Origin of the sequence: Bacillus cereus, from assembly GCF_002564555.1 — a bacterium.
Classification (GTDB): Bacteria; Bacillota; Bacilli; order Bacillales; family Bacillaceae_G; genus Bacillus_A; species Bacillus_A cereus_K.
This window is the reverse complement of sequence record NZ_NUVD01000006.1, coordinates 68,482-89,493: the sequence shown is the minus strand read 5'-3', so window position 1 is coordinate 89,493 and position 21,012 is coordinate 68,482. Positions and strand designations below refer to the sequence as shown.

Sequence of the window (21,012 nt, the reverse complement as noted above, 5' to 3'; positions counted from 1 at the left end):
TTAAAAATACACAAGAAAGCTTCTCACTTTCAAACTACATACTTACTATTTTTCATTATTAATTCATTAAAAATAGTGAAACAAAAGAGGTATACCTTTTTTGGTATACCTCTTTTTAACAACAAGTTTACATAATAATATTATTTATATCTCTCCAACAATACGCTGTTTCTTCTACATTTAATCTTTCTAAAAATTTCGTATCAATTTTTTCAGGATTAAATTTTTCATAAAACTTTTTAGAAGGATTATTCGTAACGACCCAAACTACAAGAGATTGTATATCATGTTTTATACATTCCGACAGTAACGCTTGAAATAACTTTTGTCCTATTTTCATCCCTTGATACTGTTGTAAAAGGTAAATCGCATATAATTCCCCATCGCAATTATATGTACCAGTTCTTTCTATACCTCCATCGATGAATCCAACTATTTCTCCATCTAACGTCTCTGCTACAAATCTATATTGATGATCGCCCTCTTTTTGAAAAATGTTTTTCCATTGTTTTTCTCGTTGTTCATATGTTTTACTTTCTAAAATTTCATTAGCGAATATCCCTTTGTACGTTGTTTTCCAGCTATCAGTGTGTACCTTCGCTATACCTGATATATCATTCTTTATCGCTTTTCTAATATGTATCTCCATCATTTTCTCCCCCTTGTTTCCTCATCATTATATCAATTCATTTCCTTAAAAATCCAAATAAAAAAGAGTGAATTTACTTCACTCTTTTTTACTTACAATTATCTACTTTCCACTTCAACTGAAACAACTCGATCAATCTCTTTTAAAGAGCTATATAACTCCGTTGTATATAAATCTTCTGGAGCTAAAATGACCATCTCCAATTGCTGAAAAGCTCCACTATCAATATCTTTAATTTTCACTCGTTTCACATGCATACCTAAAGTTTTAATTTGCTTAAATATACCATCTAACTCTTGATGCTCTTTTACAGTAATTTTTATAGATAAGTCCTTTTGTCTTAATGAATACGGGCCTGCAATTTTCACAAGATGAGGAAGTACGTTAATCGCTAAAATAATTAAAATCATAGCAACCGTCGCTTGTATATAAAATCCCGCGCCAATTGCAATACCTAAAGCTGAGGCAGCCCATACCATGGAAGCTGTCGTTAATCCAGAAATAACGTCATTACTTCTTCGTAAAATGACACCTGCACCAAGAAAACCAATCCCACTCACAATTTGAGCAGCAAGGCGCATTGGATCCATATTTGTATGTCCTGGAACAGAATATACATGCACTGATTCAATTGAAACCATCGTAATTAAACAACTTGCTACAGAAATAACCATACTTGTTTTCACACCAAGCGGTTTATTCTTTAACTGCCTATCTATCCCGATGAATAATCCTAAAAAGAGTGCTAAACCTAATTTGAATAAAAATTCATATGACATATTTCAATCTCCTTACTTCCTAATGTTTCCCTTGGAATAATTCACTATAACTCTTTTATGATATCAATTCCAGTCTTTTCTATTCATTTAACGTAAAAAACCGAAAAAACATTTGTGACGATGTTTCTCCGGCTTTTTATTACGCTTAAGATTCTTCTTTATTTCTGATCTTTAATCTTAATCTCTGCATCTTTGTAAAATGCTAATTTATTGTCATTATACTCTTTTGTATAATTGTTAAATTGCTCTTTCGACTTTTGTGCTTCCACATTTAACTCATTGACAGTTTTAACGTTTTCACCAATCTCTTTTAATTTCGTTTCTTTTACCTTTAATTTTTCATACAGTTCTTTTTCAGTCGCTAACGCCTTCGTATAATTTTCATTCATCTTTTGGAATGCATCATAACGATTTTTATACGACTCTTCTACTTCTTTCGCTTGCTTTTGCAATTTCTTATCTTCAAGCTTCTCTATGTTACTTTGAACAGATTCCGTTTCCTTCTGAGCTTTTTCTAGCATTTCTTTCTCATTTTTTAATGCTTTTTCACGATCATCTACATTTGCAGTAGCTTTCTCTATCTTCTTCATAACCGCTTCATTATGATCTTTACCTTCTTGTAAAATTTGAGAATATAGTTCTTGACCTTGTTTTTCCAAATCCTCTAATTTTTTCGCTTCATCAACTAAAGACTTTTCTTGTGTCGCTGCTGTTTCAAAAGCTGTATATAGATTTTCTTCTGGCTTTTCACCAAAACAACCTGTTAATAGCCCTACTGATAATGCTCCGACTACTGCTACTTTTCCATACTTCAACGTACATTCCTCCATTACATACGGTTGTCATGCCAGAAGTTCACCGGGAAGTGACTCTCTTCATGATAAGCTTCAAACTCATAACCCTTTTCTTTTAATCCCTTTAAAATTGCTGGTACTGCAGCGACTGATTGCGGATGAATGTCATGCATTAAAATTACTTCTTGTGGTTTTGTTGCATTTGTTATTACATTTTGAGCAATTTGTGCTGCCGCTGCATCAACTTGCATTTTATTATATTTCCAGTCTAATGAATCAATTGTCCAATCCCATACTTTAAATCCGCCCTCTACTACTTTATTTCGAAGTCCTTCATTTAATCCAGGCATCGAACCATATGGGGGACGTGTTAATTTAGGTGACTTCCCAATAATATTAGCGATTAAACCCTGATCTTCTTTCATCTCATTTACATACTCGCCATTTTTATATAACTTTGCAAAATTATGCGTCATACTATGCATTCCTACATAATGACCTTCTGCATTTTCACGTTTTACTAAATCAGGAAACTCTTTTACATTTGCTCCAATTAAAAAGAATGTCGCCTTCGCATCATGTTGTTTTAACGTATTTAACAATTCAGCCGTATATTTCCCTGGGCCATCATCAAATGTCAAATAAGCAACTTTTCTTTCCATTCCATTAAAACGACTTGGTGCCGTTTTATTCATTTCAACTTTCGGTTGTTCACTTGCTAGCTGTACTACATTTTCTTGTTTCGCAACAGCTTTTGCTGGTGAAGTGATTGATTGAAACATAAAATACCCAATAGCTACTACTGCAATCGCTATTAAAACGACTACTGCTCGTTTGATTTTAGAAGCTTTTTCCATTCTATCGAATCCCTCTCCCTATTAATCTTATATATAAATCACCCAATGTAATTATACATCTATTTATTTTTTTACACTATATAAATAGACTTTATATGTATTACAGTGGGAGTTTTATCAAAACGGTTGTTCCTATTCCTTCTTTACTTACGATACTAAGCGTACCTCTATGAAGATCCACCATTTTTTTTACGATAGCTAAACCAAGACCTGCACCTGTAGCATGATTATTAATCTGGTAAAACGACTGTTCTATATATGGTAAATGCTCTTTAGCAATTCCAATTCCTTCGTCTTTCACCTTTATTACTGCTTGTCCTTCATTTTTAGTCGCTTCAATGTATACTGTACCATTTTTATGTGAATATTTAATTGCATTTTCAACGATATTTAAGAAAACTTGCTTTAGCCTATTTCGATCTCCCATCAATTCAATTCGTTCTATATTATTGATGAATTGCATTTGCTTCTTTTCAGCTTTAGGAGTTAATTGCCAAATCGTCTCCTCTAGTATATCGTATAATTGCACCTTTTGTTTATATAAATTAAAATGATTTGATTGTAATCTTGAAAAATCTAGTAATTCTTCTACTAAATGAATCAATCGGTCTGTCTCACCTGAAATAATTCCCATGCCTTGCTTTATTTCTTCTTCCGTTAAATGATCTACTGTTTTTAACGTCTCACTCCAACCTTTAATTCCTGTTAAAGGTGTCCGTATTTCATGAGATATAGAAGCAATAAATTCATTTTTCACCTTTTCTGCTTTTTCCATTTTATCAGACATATAGTTTAAACTATGTGCTAATTCACCTAATTCCCCAGGATAATCTTCTTTAATTTTATTTTTCAATGTTCCCTCTGCGATTTGTGAAGAAGCTTGAATGATAGATTCAATTGGCTCCACAAATGAATTTGCCAAGCGTCTGCTTATTAAGAAAACAATACCTGAAATAACAATACCTACGGAAATAGTAAACATAATGATTTCAATAATCTTTGCATTCATATGTGTTAATACTGTCGTATATTTTAAAACACCGATAGTTTGTCCTTGATGTATAAGCGGGCTCAGCACTTCTAGTTGTTTTTCATTATCTTTCGTAGTAGTAACTTGATTATACATTTCACCTTCCAATAAAGATTGTGGGATATTCACTTTACCTTCTACCTTTTCACCACTTGAAGATTGTATAACCGAACCATGACGATCAATTAACTGTAATTCCGTTCCTTCTAATTGAAAACTACTAATTATGTCACCACTATATTCTTGCAAGCGAATAAAATATAATGAATTGTATTCAGAGAAAAATCGTGTACTCGTCTTCGCATGAGATTCTATATATTGTATAATCCCATTGTAATAATATCTATAAATTGAGACTGAAAATACTATTTCAAATAATACAAGCATTAGGGTAATGACCGTCATAAAATATAAAGTCACTTTCCGTTTCATCTTATAGTTTCCTTCCACACATATCCTTTTCCCCACACAGTATGGATAAACTCTGGTTCTGACGGATTACATTCTATCTTTTGACGTAACCGCCTCATATTTACATCTACTACTTTCGTCTCGCCTACGTAATTGGTTCCCCAAATCATATTTAAAATTTCATCACGCGAAACCGGCTTTGAAGCCTGATTCATTAAATACTGTAATATCATATACTCTGTAGGGGTTAAATCAACTGATTGTCCACCTTTATATAATCTTTCTTCTATGATATTTAACGAAAATGGACCAGACGTGATTGTATTCGTTTTTTCTTCATGTACTTCTATTCTTCTTAATAAAGATTGTATACGTGCAGTTAATTCCACTGGACTAAACGGCTTTGCGACATAATCATCCGCACCAATTCCTAGTCCTTGTACTTTATCCTCATCTTGTACACGTGCGGTTAACATAATAATACCCATCTTTTTATTTTCTTCCCGGATAGCTTTACAAACTTGAAAACCATCAATCCCCGGTAACATTACATCAAGTAACGCTACATCAACAGTATGTTCACATAAAATCTGTAACGCTTCTTCGCCCGTACTAGCTTCTAATACATAAAATCCAGCACGTTTCAAATTTAAGACAATAAAACTACGGATTGGTATTTCATCTTCTAAAACTAAAATTGTTGACATAATTCCCACCTCCTTACTCTTATTGATAATCCGCTAACGGTTTTATATATGCTTTCACTTTTTTAAACTTTGGTTGTTTCGGTACTGCATATACGTGAGAAGCCGTTTTAACTGCTGCCTCATATCCTTTTATTTTGAACCATTCTTTCCGCTTAAAAATATGGACTTCAAGCCATATTTCATTTGTACTTACATTCAAAAACTTTTGAGCATTCGATTCTTTTTGCTCATCTGGGATAGTAATCTTTCCTATTAACTCTTCAGGAATTTTTACAAAATACCCTTTTTCTATATCGATATATCTTTCTTCTATCGGTTTAATTCCCGATTCACTCCACTGTATGTACCGTTCAAAGAGCGGACTCTCACCATGTGATTTATCTTCCCAACCTTTTGGACGTACAGTACGAACAAATTCAATTATGCCGTCCTCATTCACATCTTTACTTTCCACAACATACTCATTGAATAAATCTTCTTTCCCATCCAAAGGTAGTACCTCATAATGATCCTTATCAAATTTTGCTACATAAGTTATACCTGAATGTGCCCCAATTCCTGCATCAATTACAATTGCCTTTAATGAGTTAGAAATACGTCCCATTTGTATCCTTTGAATATTATTAATAAATGGATCAAATGAAACTTCAGATATAGTCTTAAACTGCTCAATGAACTCAACTGTCAACTTCTCATCTTTTTCATAAGTAACGAGGCTTAAATCATTAAGACCGTTTCTATTTAGATCATCTATAAATAACTTTGTATAACTTCGATTATAAATCTCCTTCATATCATCATTTTCTTCCGAAAAAGCATACATAACATGTTCTAAAGATTCACGATTTACAGCGATTCCAATTAATAATTCTCGCTTCACGTTCCCTGTAAAATCACCAACTTCAACGATATCTATATCCTCACCATCAAACGTGTGAGTAGATTTTATTTTCCAGCCGTTGCTGATTTTCTCATATACAGCTAAATACACGCTATGATCTTCATTCGGCAATTTATAAAATAAGATGGCTTCTTTTTTATTATCTTGTTTAAAATCCATTGACCAAATCATCTGTTTATCTTTATTAGACATTGGAGTAAGCAATCGATAATTAACAGGCAAATCTTTATCTATTTGCTCTTTTAGTTCATTAATCCACTTTTCATTGGTAGGAGCTCCCATTAAACTTGTTGGAGCTTCAGACATTTTACATCCAGTCAACATAAAGACGATTCCCATAATGCCTATCCATTTCTGCATATAATATCTTTCCTTATTACAGATTTTAAGTATTTCTCTTTACTTTTTGCTTATCCAATATTCTCATACATATGAGTATAATTTTTCTAAAATAAAAAATCGTTACAGAAAAGTTACAAATCAATTGCCATAAAAAAAGATTGGCAAAGGCCAATCTTTTTTTACTATTCGTTTCGAACTGGTTTTGGAGCTACACCTAAATGCTCATTTAATTTTTCCGAAATCTCTTCCACATTTTTTTCATTTGGAATGTAATAATAAATACCACCGATACGTTTATCCGTACCTTCTACTTGCATTTTTTCCATTTCCAAATTAGATCCTGCCATATTTTTCGTAATAGCAAGCATATCATCAAACGTTAAGTTGGTTTTCATATTGTTATCCACTGCATCAAGTAACGAGCCCATTTTGCTAATTGATTGAACAGACATCGCTTTTTTCGCAATTGCTTCAATTACAAGTTGTTGCCTTTGACCACGCATTGCATCACTATCAATTTTACGTGTTCTTGCAAGTGCAAGTGCTTGTTCTCCATTTAAATGTTGGTAACCTTTTTCTAAATGAATCATACCTGCTTGGTCTTTACTATCTTGCTCTGTGAAAGTAACTGGTACATCAATATCAATTCCACCAAGTGAATCTACAATTTGAACAAATGATTCAAAGTTAAACTTCACATAATAATCAACAGGAACATTTAAAAATCTTTCCACTGTATCTCGTGTACTTTCAACACCACCGAATACGTGTGCATGAGTAATTTTATCTAATTTTTTTCTAGATGGAATATAAACACGTGAGTCACGTGGAATGCTTACTAACTTAACAGACTTATCATCTTTATTAATTGTCGCTAGTAAAAGTGCATCTGTTCGAACCGCTTCACCATATTGGCTTTTTCTCATTTCACTTCCATCTACACCCATGATTAATATTGAAATGTTATCCTTTAAAGGTTCAACTTCTTTATCACGCTTTGATGACTTATCAATTTCTGCATACGCATCACTTACAACAGCTTTTGCTTTGTTATATATAAACGATCCATATCCTACTCCTCCAAAAATAAGTAGGAAAAATGGAATAATAATGAACCATTTTATTGACTTTCTCTTAGAACGTTTTTTATTACTTCTTGTATTTTGTTCTAATTCAGAGCTCATATCCATTCGCCTCTCTTTCTCTTTCCCTAGTATAATGTATGTCTATTAATCTTCATATTGAATTTCCTTTCACTTACCTTACAATTTTGTAAGGTTACTTCATGGATCCAATATGTATTCCATTTCACATTATACTCTTGTACTTATTTTTGGCAAGTCACTATTCATTAAAAATAAACATTAAATCCATATATATTAATCATATTAATTTGGTTTATATATAATTTGCTTCCCGTTGTTAAGAATTAAAGCTGATTTTGCTTTTATTTTCGTTTTTTCTATCTCCACTTCATCATTAGAGAAATTCACAATGATTTTAATGTTTTTTCCATATGAAGCAGATTGCACTAATTTATTTTCTGACAGATATACAAAGTTTGTCATTTCTTCTTTTACTGCTTTTTCATGAACTTCATTCCAAACTTTCAGATGCTGTGTAATTTCTTTTTTATGCTTCTTCCACTCTACTTCATCTAAATGGTATAACGGGGGAACATTATACAATAATTCATATAACATTCTATTTTCAACCTCATCTTTTATCTTTAAACTTCCCCATTCCCAGTGATGCGTTGTAATAACGGAATCATTGTATACTAATTTATATAAAGGTACCGAATATACCGGATTTAAATACACTTGTTTATACTCTTCTTTTAATGGTACTTGTTTTGCATATTTTTCTGGAATATTTTGATTTGGTGACCAATATCCACCAACATAATACGGACTAGTCTTATTTTTTCTCATATCTTCATCGTCCCATTTAATTACAGGTGTTTCAATTCCATGGGCAAATGCAATCGTACTACTTGCAAAATCATTTCCACCCTCAGAGCCAACTACCATCCCTTTTTCTTGCGCAATATAATCCATTCGTTTTAATCTTGCTTTTAAATCTTGCTCTTGTGTTGTTATATGTTTTGTTGAATAATCATCGTAAATTTCACCCGTCGCATCACAATCAATAAACCATGAATTGTATTTAGGGCCATTTTGTAATATATCGTTCATTCGTTCTTTTACACTAGGAAGTGATAATGTCGGGTTTAGTTTTCGTCCTCTACCTAAAAATCCTTGCACTTTTTCTCCATTTTTCTTCGTTACAGTTCCTTCTTCATATAATGATGGATCATTAAAGACAGCTGTATTCCAATTTTTATCACCTTTCTCATGAATAGAGTGATAAGAATCATATGGACCAACTAAATACCCCAATTTCTTAGCCTCTGTAACAAAATTAGGTTGCATATATCCTTGTTCCCAGTTCGGTAGACCAATCCACGCTTTATCTATTCCTGCTTCTTTCATTTCCTTTATAATATCCGTTCCATCTGCGTTACCCCATTTACTTACTTCTTCAACCGCATCACTGAGTACTGACCTTAATAAATGTTTATTTAAGCTATACAGCTCTGTCTTCGATAAGCGATCTAAACCTTTCTTTAAAAACGCACTAGCTTCCTGATCAACTTTCGGGAAAACATCCTCTTTATACAATTCCCTCATTGATAATGCTTCGTTTACATAGCGCAAAATAACATTTTTTTGATACTTATCAATGAAATCTTGTTTACTTACTTGATCAAATACATTTAGTTCTCCAGGCTCTGAACTATTCTTTTGAATAAGCTCTTTTATATGGCTAAATACAGGGCTATTTATTTGCTCTCTTAATATTGGCCAATTTACGTTACTTTCTGATAAACCATTTTGATTCCAAAAATACAAATGTGCTGCGCCGTAAAGCTTTTCTATCTCTTTATTTTTTCTAGCCTTTTCTTGTAATGTTTTAAATTCACCTTTTCGAGCAATATTATCCTTATACAGTTTGGCAATACTTACTGCATCACTATTTGTCACATATAATTGAAAGCCATATGTTTTATTTTTATTTATACTCGGGAATTCATGTGTAAAATCAAACCCTATTTTCGAGTCCGAGTGAAATTTCAATTCATTATTAAACATATTGTTCACAATATATACAATCGAATATTTCGAACCATTTAATGCGAAAAACTTCATAGAAAATGATTCAGCAAATGAATATGCATCATCCTTTAAAAACTTCTTCCAATTCTCATCATTACTTGGAATTTGCTTACCTTCCCATAACGGAAGTGTATAATTTTCAGCCTGTACTTTCGGCCATGTAAAGTTTTCTGCACCAGTCGATTCCACTTCAATATTCAAGTGGTTTTTTTTCTTTTCTAAGTTCACTTTTATTTTTTGATCTGGATATTCCCATGATGTGTGATTCTTGTCTTTTTTTACATTCGACACCTTCATTTTCGGTAACGGTTGTGATGCCTGTTCCTTTATCCCGTCATGTTCTACAGTTAACGCGAAAGTCTCTGGATTTACATCGTAAGTAAAATCTTTATACGTTGCTTTCTTTATTTTAGACTCTTGTACCGCATTATTACCTTTTACATCACAACCGACTAAAATCGAAAATGACATCGTTGTAAGAAGACATATCGCTATCATTTTTTTCATCTTCTGCACCTCCACCACTGAATATACAGGTGCTTTGTTACAGGAATATGGCAAAAAATAATAGAGCTAGCATATTGCTAACTCTATTTTGAGTATTAAAAAGTTGATATGAACAACTATAACCCGCTCAGAATGGATATATCTCCATAAACTTTTATGTACATATTCTTCGAATATCATCCAAATCTTTAATTTTCAAACATATCATGTATTAAATGTTCACTGTACATAAAAGTTTTTCTGTACATAAATAGAATACATGTCTTCGAAGGAACACATTTCCTATTTTACTTTTTACCTTTTTTACATATTTAAAATAGTTTTAGGGAATTCTTCTTACAAAAGGTTCCTTAAAAACCTTATTTTTCAACCTTGATTTTGTATACAAATGTATGCAATAAACGGAGTGGTATAGATGGCAGAAACATTTAGAAGAGGCAAAATAATCGATCATACTAAACGCCTTATTTCCCGTAAAGAGATAATCTCAAGTCAAATGACACAAAATGAATTCTCTTGTATAAGAGAGAGTCTCTTAGGCCAAGCTCAATGTTTAGACTTTATAATAAACGAACTTATTATTGAATTTGACCTTAAAAATGAATTATAAACATCATTCAACTTACATATACCTCAAATTATCAAGATCCTTTATATGTATACATTTGTATACCGAATTTACTTGATGATCACTCCATGAAAAATCCCTTCTTAACACCATTAAAAGAAGGGATTACACTACCAGTATATTTTTCAATTCTTGACGTTATCCATTAAAACTTAAATCTGAAAAATCTACTTTTATCTTCTTTGGTTCTATCTAGTTTTGCTACGATACATTCATTCTCTTAATGAAAAAATACGCTCAAAACAAGCTCTTTTCTTTAGTTGATTTATCAATATTAATAGTAATATTTCAAAGCTACACTAAGACATAAAAAAACACTAATTTCCTGTAAGTGTTTTAAAAGATAGAAAACAACTGTTTACAGTATAAAAATAGTGCTATTACTAAGAGAAATTTTTTACTTTTCCTTAGGATAGCACTACACTACATTAAATAACTTTATTGTCTTTTTACATTTGAGACTTAGATGAATTATACATATAAACGTTTCAATACTTGTTTCATTTCTGGTTTGATATTAATACTTGAACGAATTTCTTTTGCTTTTTGTTCCGCTTCTTCTACGTTAGATGCATGCCCTAATTCTACTAATAATCCAGTTGCAACTGTACCTGTACGATTACGTCCACCGGAACAATGGAAAAATACTTTCTTTTCTTGTTCAACAGCTTCTTTGACAGCTGCAATTGCAGTTTTCACTGACTCATCTTGTCCCTCTACACCTTCTACAATCGGATAAGCATGACGTGTAGTTTCTGCTGGAAATCCTTCTGGTTCTTCTCCTCCGGCACGTAAATCAAATACCTCAGTGATTCCATGCTTTTTTACTGCTTCTTGTATCGCGTCCACTCCACCGATATATACTTTTCCTTTTACGAGTTCGTGATAGGTAGTCATGTTTGTTAGTCTCCTTCAATTTTTTGTTTTTGGGCATAATAAAATTCTTAAGTTGATGGCTGTGGGGTAGCACCACATGCCCATCAACTTAAAAATATTAATTACCTCCAAGTGTAAAAAAACGGTATTTTTATCTGTTAGTTTGATGGACATGTGACTGAACCCCTAATACTTTACTTTAATAATGACTCTTTTCATGAAATAAAACTCAGTTATCAGTCTAAAACATTTTTTAGATCTAACAATAACAAGCGTACATTTTTACCTTTCAGATAGTCTCTTTTATTCTAATTTCTTCATTTCTTTCAGCCGTTCTATATCCTTTTCTGAAGCATTTTCTATTTTATACAGTTCATAGCTACCCTTTATCTCATTTATTACTGCAAATTCAATTTCATTCCGAACATAGCTTTTAGTTTTTCCCTTTTTATAACCAATAACATTATCTAATATAGTTTCCCCACTATCTTTTTTATATAAATTATAGCTAACAGGTGGATGACCAATTACATACTTATTATCAGAAAATCCGACTATATCATCCCTCCCTAATCCTGTTGAAACACTCCAGACAAAAATAATCTGAAATATAGAATAAACAACAATACCGCATAAGAAAAAAAATAGGATTGATTTAAAAAATAACTTTAAAAGTATCCTGCCCAAAAACATTCCCTCCCATTTCATCTCGGAGTAGCAAGAACAAAACACGAATTTTGTACGCTAAGGAACCGAATTTTTTAGATTGTTGAACTCAATCCCCCGTTAGTGCCATAAGAAAAAGAGTTACCGCAGTAACCCTATTGTTTATAATACACGTCATTGGGAAAAGCTATGGATGAATAAAGTCAATCTATTCAATTTCCCACAATCTTTTAATCTCCACCAATTCCTGTCCATTGAATTCCATTCTGTATATATCTGGTTTTGATGTCTGTAGTAAAAAATTCAAATCATACTTACTATCATAATACCCCATCATCAAAGTCATAACAGCTCCATGGGTTCCTAATACTACTTTCTGTCCTCGATAGGTGTTTAATAATTCTTTTAAGACTTTTATAGCACGTTTCTGACAGTCGACATTAGACTCTCCTCCCGTTAAAGCAAAGTCGGGTTCTAAAAATGATTTTGTTATCAAAGGGAATAATTCTTTATCCGACATTCGTTCCTCTTCAGCAATAAAAATTCTCTCTTTTAAGTCTTCAAATACTAAAACTTCTTGTCCTATTTGCTTCGCTAACTGCTGAACAGTTAGAATTGAACGATTGTATGGACTTGAGATAACAATGTCAATTCCCTCACCTTGTAATACATCTGTTATTCGTTGAACATCTAATTTTCCTTTTTCAGTTAATCCTCTTGTTTTTTCTTTTCCAGATTTCGGTGAATCCCCATGTCTCACCATATATATGAAAGTTTTCATAATTCCCTCCATTTTTCCAGGTTCCTTTACAATTCCTTTCTCATATTAGCATATATATCCAATTCAGTTCCCTTATACATAACAGAAAACTGTGAATTCGAAATAAAGTCACGATATTTGTAAGAAAGACGCGAAGTTTTCACTATCCTCTGGTATAAAAAAGCGTTATTCTTTCTAAACAAGCTAGATTAGAAAGGATGATGTTTTTTATGAATCTTTCGATTCAAAGTGAACCCCAATTATTTGCTGAAGAATTATATGAACATCTTACTCCTTCATTTCTGGAAAATCTCGCTAAAGAACTAGGGTTTGTACAACGGAAACGAAAGTTTTTAGCTCATGATTTAGCTACTATCTGTGTTTGGGTTAGTCAACGGGTAGCAAGTGATTCTTTAGTGCGACTATGTAGTCAACTTCATGCTGTTACAGGAACACTTATGAGTCCAGAAGGACTCAATAAGCGTTTCAATAAAAAAGCTGTTTGCTTTTTAAAACATATTTTCTCTACATTACTAAAAATTAAAATTTGTGAAACATCAGCGATTCCAAGCTCTTCAATCGCTTATTTTCAGCGAATTCGTATTTTAGATGCAACAATTTTCCAGGTACCAAAGCATTTAGCTAGTGTGTATCCTGGATCAGGTGGTTGTGCTCAAACAGCGGGTATAAAAATCCAGTTAGAATATGATTTACATAGTGGCCAGTTTTTAAATTTTCAAGTGGAACCAGGGAAAAATAATGATAAAACATTTGGCACAGAGTATTTACCGACATTACGTCCTGGTGATCTATGTATTCGGGATTTAGGCTATTATTCACTGGATGATTTAGATCAAATGGACCAACGTGGTGTGTATTATATATCAAGGCTCAAATTAAACAATATGGTATATATCAAAAATGAGTTTCCTGAATACTTTCGAAATGGGACAGTAAAAAACAGTCTCAGTACATCAAAGTTGATTTAGAACACATTATGAATACCTTAAAACCAGGCCAGGTTTATGAAATAAAAGATGCTTATATTGGAAAGGATAAAAAACTATTCACTAGGGTGATTATGTATCGATTAACAGAAAAACAACTTCGTGAACGTATGAAAAAACAAGTGTATACGGAAAGTAAAAAGGGAATTACGTATTCAGAAAAAAGCAAACGATCAGCTGGCATGAACCTGTATGTTACCAATACACCTTGGGAGATTGTTCCGATGGAACAAATACATGATTTTTACTCTCTCCGCTGGCAAATAGAAATCATCTTTAAAACTTGGAAATCTCTATTTCAAATTCATCATTGGAAAAATATCAAACAAGAGCGATTAGAATGTCATGTTTATGGAAAGCTTATTGCCATTTTTCTATGCTCTTCTACTATGTTTAAGATGCGACAATTAATTTTACAAAAGAAGAAACAAGAATTAAGTGAATATAAAGCAATTGGAATGATTCAAGATCATTTACACATTTTATATCAATCCACACAGCAAAACACCCAAGAAATAACAAAGATCCTAGTCCGCCTGTTCAACCTCCTACAGAAGAATGGACGGAAATCTCATCGATATGAGAAGAAAACAGTCTTTGATATTTTGGGTGTTGTCTATGAGTATAATGGATTGAGAAACCAAAAGAAAGCTTCATAATTTTTAAAAACGATACCTATCTAGGCTTATTTGTTGTGCTCATTTTTAAATATACAAAATATTTTAAAAGTTTTTCCGTTTATGTGAACGAAAGTTCATTTTGTTTCCATTCTTAAGTTGATGGGCATGTATGGTGCCCCCTATTATGTGAAATATTCCAATTTTGCATTTGGGAAAAACTTTTTCATATAAGAATAAAAATGATTTTTTATATCCTCCTCTTCTTCTTTTTGATAAATATATTTTCCAATTCCATATTTCCCCCATTTATATCTTCTTCTCTCTTCATCTAATTCTAATTTGGTCATAGGGTAGTTTTTTTCAATTACCCTCTTAGCTGGCTTTGTAAAACGATGTTGAATAAATTCAAATGTAATATCATCCCTTACATCGAGGGGTAATTCAGCATCAAGGCGTTCAAACATATGATAGTACCCGTCCTGCCAACCTTCATGTAGATAAATAGGAGCTACGATGAACCCTATCGGATATCCTGCTCTAGCTATTTTTCCTGCTGCTTCAATTCGTTTAGCCAACGGAGAGGTCCCAGGCTCAAAGTTTTTAATAACATAATCGGCGTTTACACTAAACCGAAATCTTGTTTTCCCATTATGTTTTGCATCAAGCAAGTGATCCACATGGTGAAATTTCGTCACGAATCGTAATTCCCCATATTCCGAGGCTCCAAAATGTTCAATCGCTCGCTTAAGAGTATGAGTTAAATGATCAATTCCTACAATATCTGATGTACAGGAAGCTTCAAACCTTGTTAATTCAGGCTCGCGATCCTCCATATATTTGTCAGCAGCTTCTAGAATTTCATCGACATTTACATAGGTACGGATATATGGCTTACTTCCCATGGTTGTTTGTAAATAGCAATAGTGACAATGGCCCATACAGCCCGTTGCAAAGGGAATAGCATACTCTGCTGAAGGCTTTGAAGTATCAAATTTCAGTGTTTTTCTAATCCCAACGACAAGAGTAGATTTTGCTACTCGATACTTCTGGAAATCGTTATCACCTGGCAAATCTCTCACTTGATTATGGGAAGTAGTATGCCGAATTTCAACATCCATCTTTGAAAATTTCTCGAAAAGCTCTCTCCCTAATGGATAATCTAATGCTTTGGGTTCAAAATATACAAGTTTAGGCATGAATGGATTATTCATTCTAACATCCCCTCTGAAATATCGCCGTAATAGTAAGTATAGGCTTGGTTTGCCTCTTCTTCAGTAGAATAAACAGCCATCTCATTTGTTAGTGGATAATAAGTTTCGTAAAGAAATAATGCTAATTCATTTGGTCGCTCAGGGTTATTTACAACTGCTGCTGCTTGTATATTGGCTACATCTTGTGTGTGGGGATTTCGGTAAAAAACATAGACAATATCTCCAGCATAATAAGTTTTACTTTTATTAGACAATTTCATTCCATCACCTTTTCTTTTTATAGAATCCACTGAGCAATGTTATTCATTACTAAAATTTTGCCTTTAGTGCGTATAATTATGTTTTCTTTATTATGAAAAAAATAGACGGAATTAACTAAATTTATATAAAGGTGTTTTTGCCGATCCCCTTTTTCGAAGTATTGAAAAAAAAAACCATCTTACATATTTTATAGAAAAGATGACACACTATCTATTAGCTATTACTTAAATAGCTAAATTAATTGTTCATTCAATTGGCAGGTAATACATATTTTTATCTGCCATACTCTTTCCATATGCTTTTAATTTTTTAAAACTTTAATGTTTGGAGGTTATAAAAATGAATTTTCCACATTCGAAAAAAGAAGAGAGTAGTAATTCTAAAAACTTAAAATCAAATACTACACAAATTGGACTTCAACCAGTAGAACAAGCCATGAATGGATTGTATGGAATGCCAGAAACTGATATTGAAGACAAAGAACATCAAAAAAAGGAAATTTGAAAAATACTTAGTATTTCAATATTACTTTTATTATTCATACATATTTCAATTGTAATAAAAAACAAGGGAAATCAAAGTTCCCTTGTTTTTTATTACTCTTTATCCCATGTATTTTGTTTGTGCTTATACGCACCCCTCGAATTCTCTGTTAAATCTACTATATCTGTTTCCTTACCAAATTCAGTACTATAATTAAGTTTTCCATATTCTTTACGATTCATCTCTTGATTCGCATCCTTCATTGGTTGAAACAACTGTGTTAAGCACATTAACCCACTTATTCCAACAAGAGCAAAGATTACTCTTGCTAAAAAGGCATTTTGTCCACCAAATATTGTTCCTACTAAATCAAACTTAAAGAAACCAATTAGCCCCCAATTAATAGCACCAATAATAACTAAAGCTAAGGCAATTCGCTGTATAGTTCTCATTCATATAACACCTCCTTCAGCCTCAACTTTTAAAACTATGTACAGGAATATTCTGTATTCTTCCTGCTTGAATAGTTAGCTTTAATTTCCAATCAAAGTGATAGCTCATAATTCAACATAATACATTCCAGTACCATAATATAAACTTTGACTAACATTTTAATGTTTTTATTATTTAATACCGCGATAAAACTGCATGGTATTGCGGTTATCGGTACTGCAATAATTAACCCTATTTGTACTATCTGCATTATATTAGCTATCATGTTAGTTGCTAGGATTCAATCTTATTATTAGAAGTTAACAATGGTTTCATACACAAAATATCTAATGCATACTCAATTTATTATTTTAATTCTACAAAGTATTCATGATGTTGCATAACCTAACCTTTTCTGAAACAACTTGCTTCTTTTATTTCTTTACTTAACTTTTTTCTAGGTTGAAATCCTACTTGTCTTAAAGACTCATTCCAATTTTCAAAATTTCTTACATAAGTAGATAAAGCAGGTATATTAGGATCTTTTAATATTCCTTTGGCAGTCGGTAATTTTTGATAAGAATGAGCCCATTCCTTTAGCCTGGATAGCAAAATCCTTCTTGTATACATATTTAGCTTGTAACCACCTTATCGTTATAATACATTTAATCATTTAATTCGTTCTTAATTTATGGATTACTTTCAAAAAAATAAACAAAAATAATAAATACTGACGATATTAAAAAGGCAAGCATCAAAATGTGCTTGCCTTTTCTTCTAACGACGATGTTCCACAAGATCAATTACACCTAAAACAACGTGAGCTAAACCAAATCCAAATACTGTATTTGCAATCATCTTATTAGATCCACGAGTTTGCTTCAAGGCATAACCCGCAGCTGTAACTGCTGTACCTAATGTAGTCGGAATTAATCCTTCACGAATATTCATAGTAACGTCCTCCTAGTATCGCAGTTAGTAATCCTGCTTTAATACTTTGGAATTAAAGTACTAAAACAAGTATTAGTATTTTCCTGTCTTGTGAAAATATGTGGCGTTATTTTAAATATCTTCTTTTAATTATGATACAGCGTAACTAAAAATGTTAATGCGTAAGTTTTTTTAATACATTTACATGTTCCCTATCTTTATCTAAAATATCATGTATTAACATATGACTTGCTGGATCTAAATCACCATGTACAATTTCTTCTGATATTTGAACACCATAATAACCTTCGCCCTTTAACGCGCTACTTACAATTCCTTCTGTTGTATCTGGTACTGTAAATTGACCTATCAAACCTTGAACAGACCCAACGATTCCTTCATTATCAACTGGCACTCCTCCAAGATTTTGTATTCTTTCTGCTACTTTTAAGGAATGTTGTTTGTGAGCTTGTTGTATTCTTTGAAATTCCTTTTTTATTTCTGGATCTTTTAACTTCTCTATATAATGCTCATAGGCATGAATACCCATGTACTGCCCTTTTAGAAAGGCATTTAATGTATTGACTACACTCTGTTTTTCCATATCATCACTTCCTTTTTACGTTATCCTTTTACAGAATTCGATGGATTATCCATATCGTGTATGCAATACTATCAGTTAATTTCCTGTTATATTATATCTCTAAATCTTCGCTCCTCTTTCACTCACCTTGATATAAATATCATTTTTGTTTAATCAATCCCCATTAGGCTCATACTAACTTTTGTTTAAAAAATATGAGAAATGGAGCTGGATTAAATATGGAATTTGAAGGTAGAAATTCTACAGAATCTGCACTTCTTCATTATAAGTATGGTTTAGGTTTATTTACTGAGAAGATGCCTAAACTAGCCGAACAATTTAATTCCTTTACAGAGGAATGCTTTAAAGAGGGCACCTTATCAAAAAAACAAAAACAGTTAATTGCTTTAGGTATTAGTCTTTATTCTCAGGATGAATATTGTATCATTTATCACATTAAAGGATGTCTAGATCAAGGAGCTTCAGAACAGGAGATCTTTGAGGCGGTGGGAGTGACAGCTGCATTTGGTGGTGGTGGCACAATAAGTCAGGCAGTAACTCTTGTACAGGAGTGTATCCAAGAGTTAAAGCAGTAATAGGAATATCATTATGAATTGAGGAATATATTTCTCGAGTTGATGTGTTGCTATCTTTACACAATAAATAAAAACAAAAAAACTTGGNNCCAAGTTTTTTTGTTTTTATCCTTAATTCATACTATGAATTGCCCAAGATAAGTATGTGGCAAAGGTAGCGCATAACAAGTAGGGCATTAGAAGCAATGCAGCCACTTTAGATAACATAATGAATAAATGATAAGAATGGAATGTAGTAACGTCCACCAGCAGACAATCTAACGTAGCTAATATTAAATCTTTTTGGTTGAACTGAAAAAAGCTAAAAGTCAGATTTAGAATATACTTTAGAACTAATAGAGCAATTATGTTATTTTTCATCGTGAATAAAAAAACTAGCTCAAATTCATATTTTACATCTTTTAAATGAATAAATAAAAAATCAATAACGCTGTCACTTTACTCATAAGTTGGCCGAAAGTTTTAATAAGAAGCGTTATTTTGCCACAATTAAAAAGAACCATAACCTTGCCACAGTGTAGAGTTATAGTTCGAATCACACAAAAGTTGCTTATTGCTATTCTAGTCTACTTTGCCTCGCTTAAACGGACGCTAGTATTATCCGAATAAATAAGTAAAGTTGTATTTTTAAGACGAAGTGCTACCTGAACCGCCAAGTAAACCACCAAGGGACTTTATCAACTTTTTCAATACTGGTGTAATATCTTCTTCGGAAGTTATTCTAATACACGGTAATTCAACTTGGAGTTTCGTCCCCAAAAGAACAACTGTAATTGGAACTGGAATTGAAACACAAAGAGCTTCTTTCCCATCACATTGACACTTATATTGCTGTTGTTGCTGTTGCTGCTGTTGCTGCTGTTGTTGCCATTGTTGTGGTTGTTGCCATTGTTGTGGTCTTACCCCTCTACTCATATCTATATTTCTGTTGTCCATTACAAAAGGATAAGACTCGTTTGGATAATATTGATGAAAAGAATTTTTGTATTCATAATGACCATTATTCATTTTTTCATCTCCCTCCCGTTACATCGTATTAACCTAGTAGCCAATGGGTTCATTGGATTAACATTATCATTCGCCCATTATTTTATAGTAAAAAGCTTCCATCACTTACCCATATCTTATATTGTGTGTAACTGACCCATCTGGTGAATCCCTTGCTATCATTGACTTAATTAAACTTTCTCTTTTGAGTTACACAGCACGAAATTTATGAGTAACTGTATAGGAGTACCACCAGCATTTTGCAAAATAATCTACACTATGCGGAAAAATACAATAAGCTGCCCATGTGGACAGCTTATTTACATAATTCTCGTTAGCGGAAGTCAATATATCTCTTTATATTAGGAACCAATAATTGTATAATACCGTGTGAAATATCTATAAGAAACACTTTCTGTTACATCTCCTTTTTGAAATGCTAGAGCATTTCTATATATATCTCTGTCTAAAAATTGCCATCCATCTTTTTCTTTCATTTCAATATAGGGCTCTAGTTCCCCTCGTTTTACTAAATAGGTATCGGAAATATCGTCCTTTTGTACTTCCATTATATTTTTATCTGTAAGGATCATCTTTGACATAGCAATTGCGAGTGGTATCGGATTTCCTTCTTGAAAAATGACATCCTTTTTTTGTACAAAGAATACACATGCTATACTGAATATCACTAATAAACTTATGGAAAATATCTTTAATTTCATTAAGTTCTTCCTTTTCCTTTTAATTCCATTCTATCATAAGTGATTTATTTTGATAGAACTATTTTTGATGTATATTTTATTCATGTGAAGTTAA

At 32.4% G+C, this 21,012-nt stretch carries 24 protein-coding genes and 1 pseudogene; 4 read left to right on the top strand and 21 right to left on the bottom strand.

Translation table 11 applies throughout. The annotated features are described in order from the left end of the window. Positions 1–127 precede the first annotated feature (127 nt). The 9 genes from COI75_RS02550 to COI75_RS02510 form a co-directional block, all read right to left on the bottom strand. Entirely contained in the window at positions 128–652 is a 525-nt protein-coding gene (locus COI75_RS02550; RefSeq protein ID WP_002095722.1) for a GNAT family N-acetyltransferase, read from the bottom strand. A 95-nt stretch (positions 653–747) separates the two neighbouring features. Continuing rightward, the gene (locus COI75_RS02545; protein WP_000119497.1) at positions 748–1,428 is read right to left on the bottom strand and encodes an MgtC/SapB family protein; all 681 of its coding nucleotides are present in this window, start codon (positions 1,426–1,428) and stop codon (positions 748–750) included. Between the two features lie 158 nt (positions 1,429–1,586). Then, entirely contained in the window at positions 1,587–2,243 is a 657-nt protein-coding gene (locus COI75_RS02540; protein WP_000873550.1) for a YkyA family protein, read from the bottom strand. 14 nt (positions 2,244–2,257) lie between these two features. Continuing rightward, positions 2,258–3,079 (bottom strand): peptidoglycan-N-acetylglucosamine deacetylase, encoded by an 822-nt coding sequence (locus COI75_RS02535; protein WP_000409541.1) that lies wholly within the window; start codon positions 3,077–3,079, stop codon positions 2,258–2,260. Positions 3,080–3,179: 100 nt separating this feature from the next. After that, on the bottom strand, positions 3,180–4,541 hold the full coding sequence (locus COI75_RS02530) for a sensor histidine kinase (RefSeq protein ID WP_000824519.1): 1,362 nt from the start codon (positions 4,539–4,541) through the stop codon (positions 3,180–3,182). Then, positions 4,538–5,227, bottom strand: a complete 690-nt coding sequence (locus tag COI75_RS02525; protein ID WP_000104234.1) for a response regulator transcription factor — start codon at positions 5,225–5,227, stop codon at positions 4,538–4,540. The genes COI75_RS02530 and COI75_RS02525 overlap by 4 nt, the downstream gene beginning before the upstream one ends. A gap of 19 nt (positions 5,228–5,246) precedes the next feature. After that, complete coding sequence (locus COI75_RS02520; RefSeq protein WP_001174821.1) at positions 5,247–6,488, bottom strand: hypothetical protein; 1,242 nt, start codon at positions 6,486–6,488, stop codon at positions 5,247–5,249. 164 nt (positions 6,489–6,652) lie between these two features. After that, positions 6,653–7,654 carry an LCP family protein gene (locus COI75_RS02515; RefSeq protein ID WP_002095725.1) on the bottom strand — a complete coding sequence of 334 codons (1,002 nt, stop codon included), beginning with the start codon at positions 7,652–7,654 and terminating at the stop codon, positions 6,653–6,655. Positions 7,655–7,858: 204 nt separating this feature from the next. Next, entirely contained in the window at positions 7,859–10,156 is a 2,298-nt protein-coding gene (locus COI75_RS02510) for a glycoside hydrolase (RefSeq protein WP_000738115.1), read from the bottom strand. A gap of 415 nt (positions 10,157–10,571) precedes the next feature. Between COI75_RS02510 and COI75_RS02505 the strand changes: the two genes are divergently transcribed. Next, complete coding sequence (locus COI75_RS02505; protein WP_000852179.1) at positions 10,572–10,766, top strand: hypothetical protein; 195 nt, start codon at positions 10,572–10,574, stop codon at positions 10,764–10,766. Between the two features lie 489 nt (positions 10,767–11,255). On the opposite strand, the gene COI75_RS02500 is transcribed toward COI75_RS02505, so the two are convergent. The 3 genes from COI75_RS02500 to COI75_RS02490 form a co-directional block, all read right to left on the bottom strand. Continuing rightward, positions 11,256–11,681, bottom strand: coding sequence for a protein-tyrosine phosphatase family protein (locus tag COI75_RS02500; RefSeq protein WP_000214753.1), 426 nt, complete (start codon positions 11,679–11,681; stop codon positions 11,256–11,258). Between the two features lie 282 nt (positions 11,682–11,963). Further along, positions 11,964–12,347: a hypothetical protein gene (locus COI75_RS02495; protein WP_000532653.1), complete on the bottom strand. Its 384-nt coding sequence runs from the start codon at positions 12,345–12,347 to the stop codon at positions 11,964–11,966. Positions 12,348–12,534: 187 nt separating this feature from the next. Beyond that, positions 12,535–13,107 carry a histidine phosphatase family protein gene (locus COI75_RS02490; protein ID WP_000846743.1) on the bottom strand — a complete coding sequence of 191 codons (573 nt, stop codon included), beginning with the start codon at positions 13,105–13,107 and terminating at the stop codon, positions 12,535–12,537. A 209-nt stretch (positions 13,108–13,316) separates the two neighbouring features. Between COI75_RS02490 and COI75_RS02485 the strand changes: the two are divergent. Further along, a pseudogene (locus tag COI75_RS02485) lies at positions 13,317–14,752 on the top strand (IS4 family transposase). A 143-nt stretch (positions 14,753–14,895) separates the two neighbouring features. On the opposite strand, the gene splB reads toward COI75_RS02485, so the two are convergent. Continuing rightward, entirely contained in the window at positions 14,896–15,924 is a 1,029-nt protein-coding gene (gene splB / locus COI75_RS02480) for a spore photoproduct lyase (RefSeq protein ID WP_001064151.1), read from the bottom strand. Continuing rightward, positions 15,921–16,184, bottom strand: coding sequence for a transcriptional regulator SplA (locus tag COI75_RS02475; protein WP_000777728.1), 264 nt, complete (start codon positions 16,182–16,184; stop codon positions 15,921–15,923). Before COI75_RS02475 ends, splB begins: the two co-directional genes overlap by 4 nt. A 340-nt stretch (positions 16,185–16,524) precedes the next feature. Here COI75_RS02475 and COI75_RS02470 point away from each other — a divergent pair, with 340 nt between their 5' ends. After that, positions 16,525–16,689 (top strand): DUF4021 family protein, encoded by a 165-nt coding sequence (locus COI75_RS02470; protein WP_001010590.1) that lies wholly within the window; start codon positions 16,525–16,527, stop codon positions 16,687–16,689. 92 nt (positions 16,690–16,781) lie between these two features. Here the strand turns inward: COI75_RS02470 and COI75_RS02465 are convergent, their stop codons facing one another. From COI75_RS02465 to COI75_RS02450, 4 genes are all read right to left on the bottom strand, one after another. Further along, positions 16,782–17,120 carry a DUF378 domain-containing protein gene (locus tag COI75_RS02465; protein WP_001259245.1) on the bottom strand — a complete coding sequence of 113 codons (339 nt, stop codon included), beginning with the start codon at positions 17,118–17,120 and terminating at the stop codon, positions 16,782–16,784. A 385-nt stretch (positions 17,121–17,505) separates the two neighbouring features. Further along, the gene (locus COI75_RS02460; RefSeq protein ID WP_000288668.1) at positions 17,506–17,730 is read right to left on the bottom strand and encodes a homing endonuclease associated repeat-containing protein; all 225 of its coding nucleotides are present in this window, start codon (positions 17,728–17,730) and stop codon (positions 17,506–17,508) included. 147 nt (positions 17,731–17,877) lie between these two features. After that, positions 17,878–18,051: a hypothetical protein gene (locus COI75_RS02455; RefSeq protein WP_001025956.1), complete on the bottom strand. Its 174-nt coding sequence runs from the start codon at positions 18,049–18,051 to the stop codon at positions 17,878–17,880. A gap of 154 nt (positions 18,052–18,205) precedes the next feature. Next, complete coding sequence (locus tag COI75_RS02450; protein ID WP_000415017.1) at positions 18,206–18,634, bottom strand: ferritin-like domain-containing protein; 429 nt, start codon at positions 18,632–18,634, stop codon at positions 18,206–18,208. Positions 18,635–18,852: 218 nt separating this feature from the next. Here COI75_RS02450 and COI75_RS02445 point away from each other — a divergent pair, with 218 nt between their 5' ends. Continuing rightward, a complete protein-coding gene (locus tag COI75_RS02445) occupies positions 18,853–19,209 on the top strand; it encodes a carboxymuconolactone decarboxylase family protein (protein ID WP_000393938.1) in 357 nt (118 codons plus the stop codon). A 111-nt stretch (positions 19,210–19,320) separates the two neighbouring features. Here COI75_RS02445 and COI75_RS02440 read toward each other — a convergent pair whose 3' ends face one another. The 3 genes from COI75_RS02440 to COI75_RS02430 all read right to left on the bottom strand — a co-directional run bounded on the left by COI75_RS02440 (position 19,321) and on the right by COI75_RS02430 (position 20,918). Beyond that, a complete protein-coding gene (locus COI75_RS02440) occupies positions 19,321–19,569 on the bottom strand; it encodes a TspO/MBR family protein (protein ID WP_080013225.1) in 249 nt (82 codons plus the stop codon). 267 nt (positions 19,570–19,836) lie between these two features. Continuing rightward, positions 19,837–20,217 (bottom strand): hypothetical protein, encoded by a 381-nt coding sequence (locus COI75_RS02435; protein ID WP_001059001.1) that lies wholly within the window; start codon positions 20,215–20,217, stop codon positions 19,837–19,839. Between the two features lie 341 nt (positions 20,218–20,558). After that, positions 20,559–20,918 carry a hypothetical protein gene (locus COI75_RS02430; RefSeq protein ID WP_000768291.1) on the bottom strand — a complete coding sequence of 120 codons (360 nt, stop codon included), beginning with the start codon at positions 20,916–20,918 and terminating at the stop codon, positions 20,559–20,561. Between the last annotated feature and the right edge of the window lie 94 nt (positions 20,919–21,012).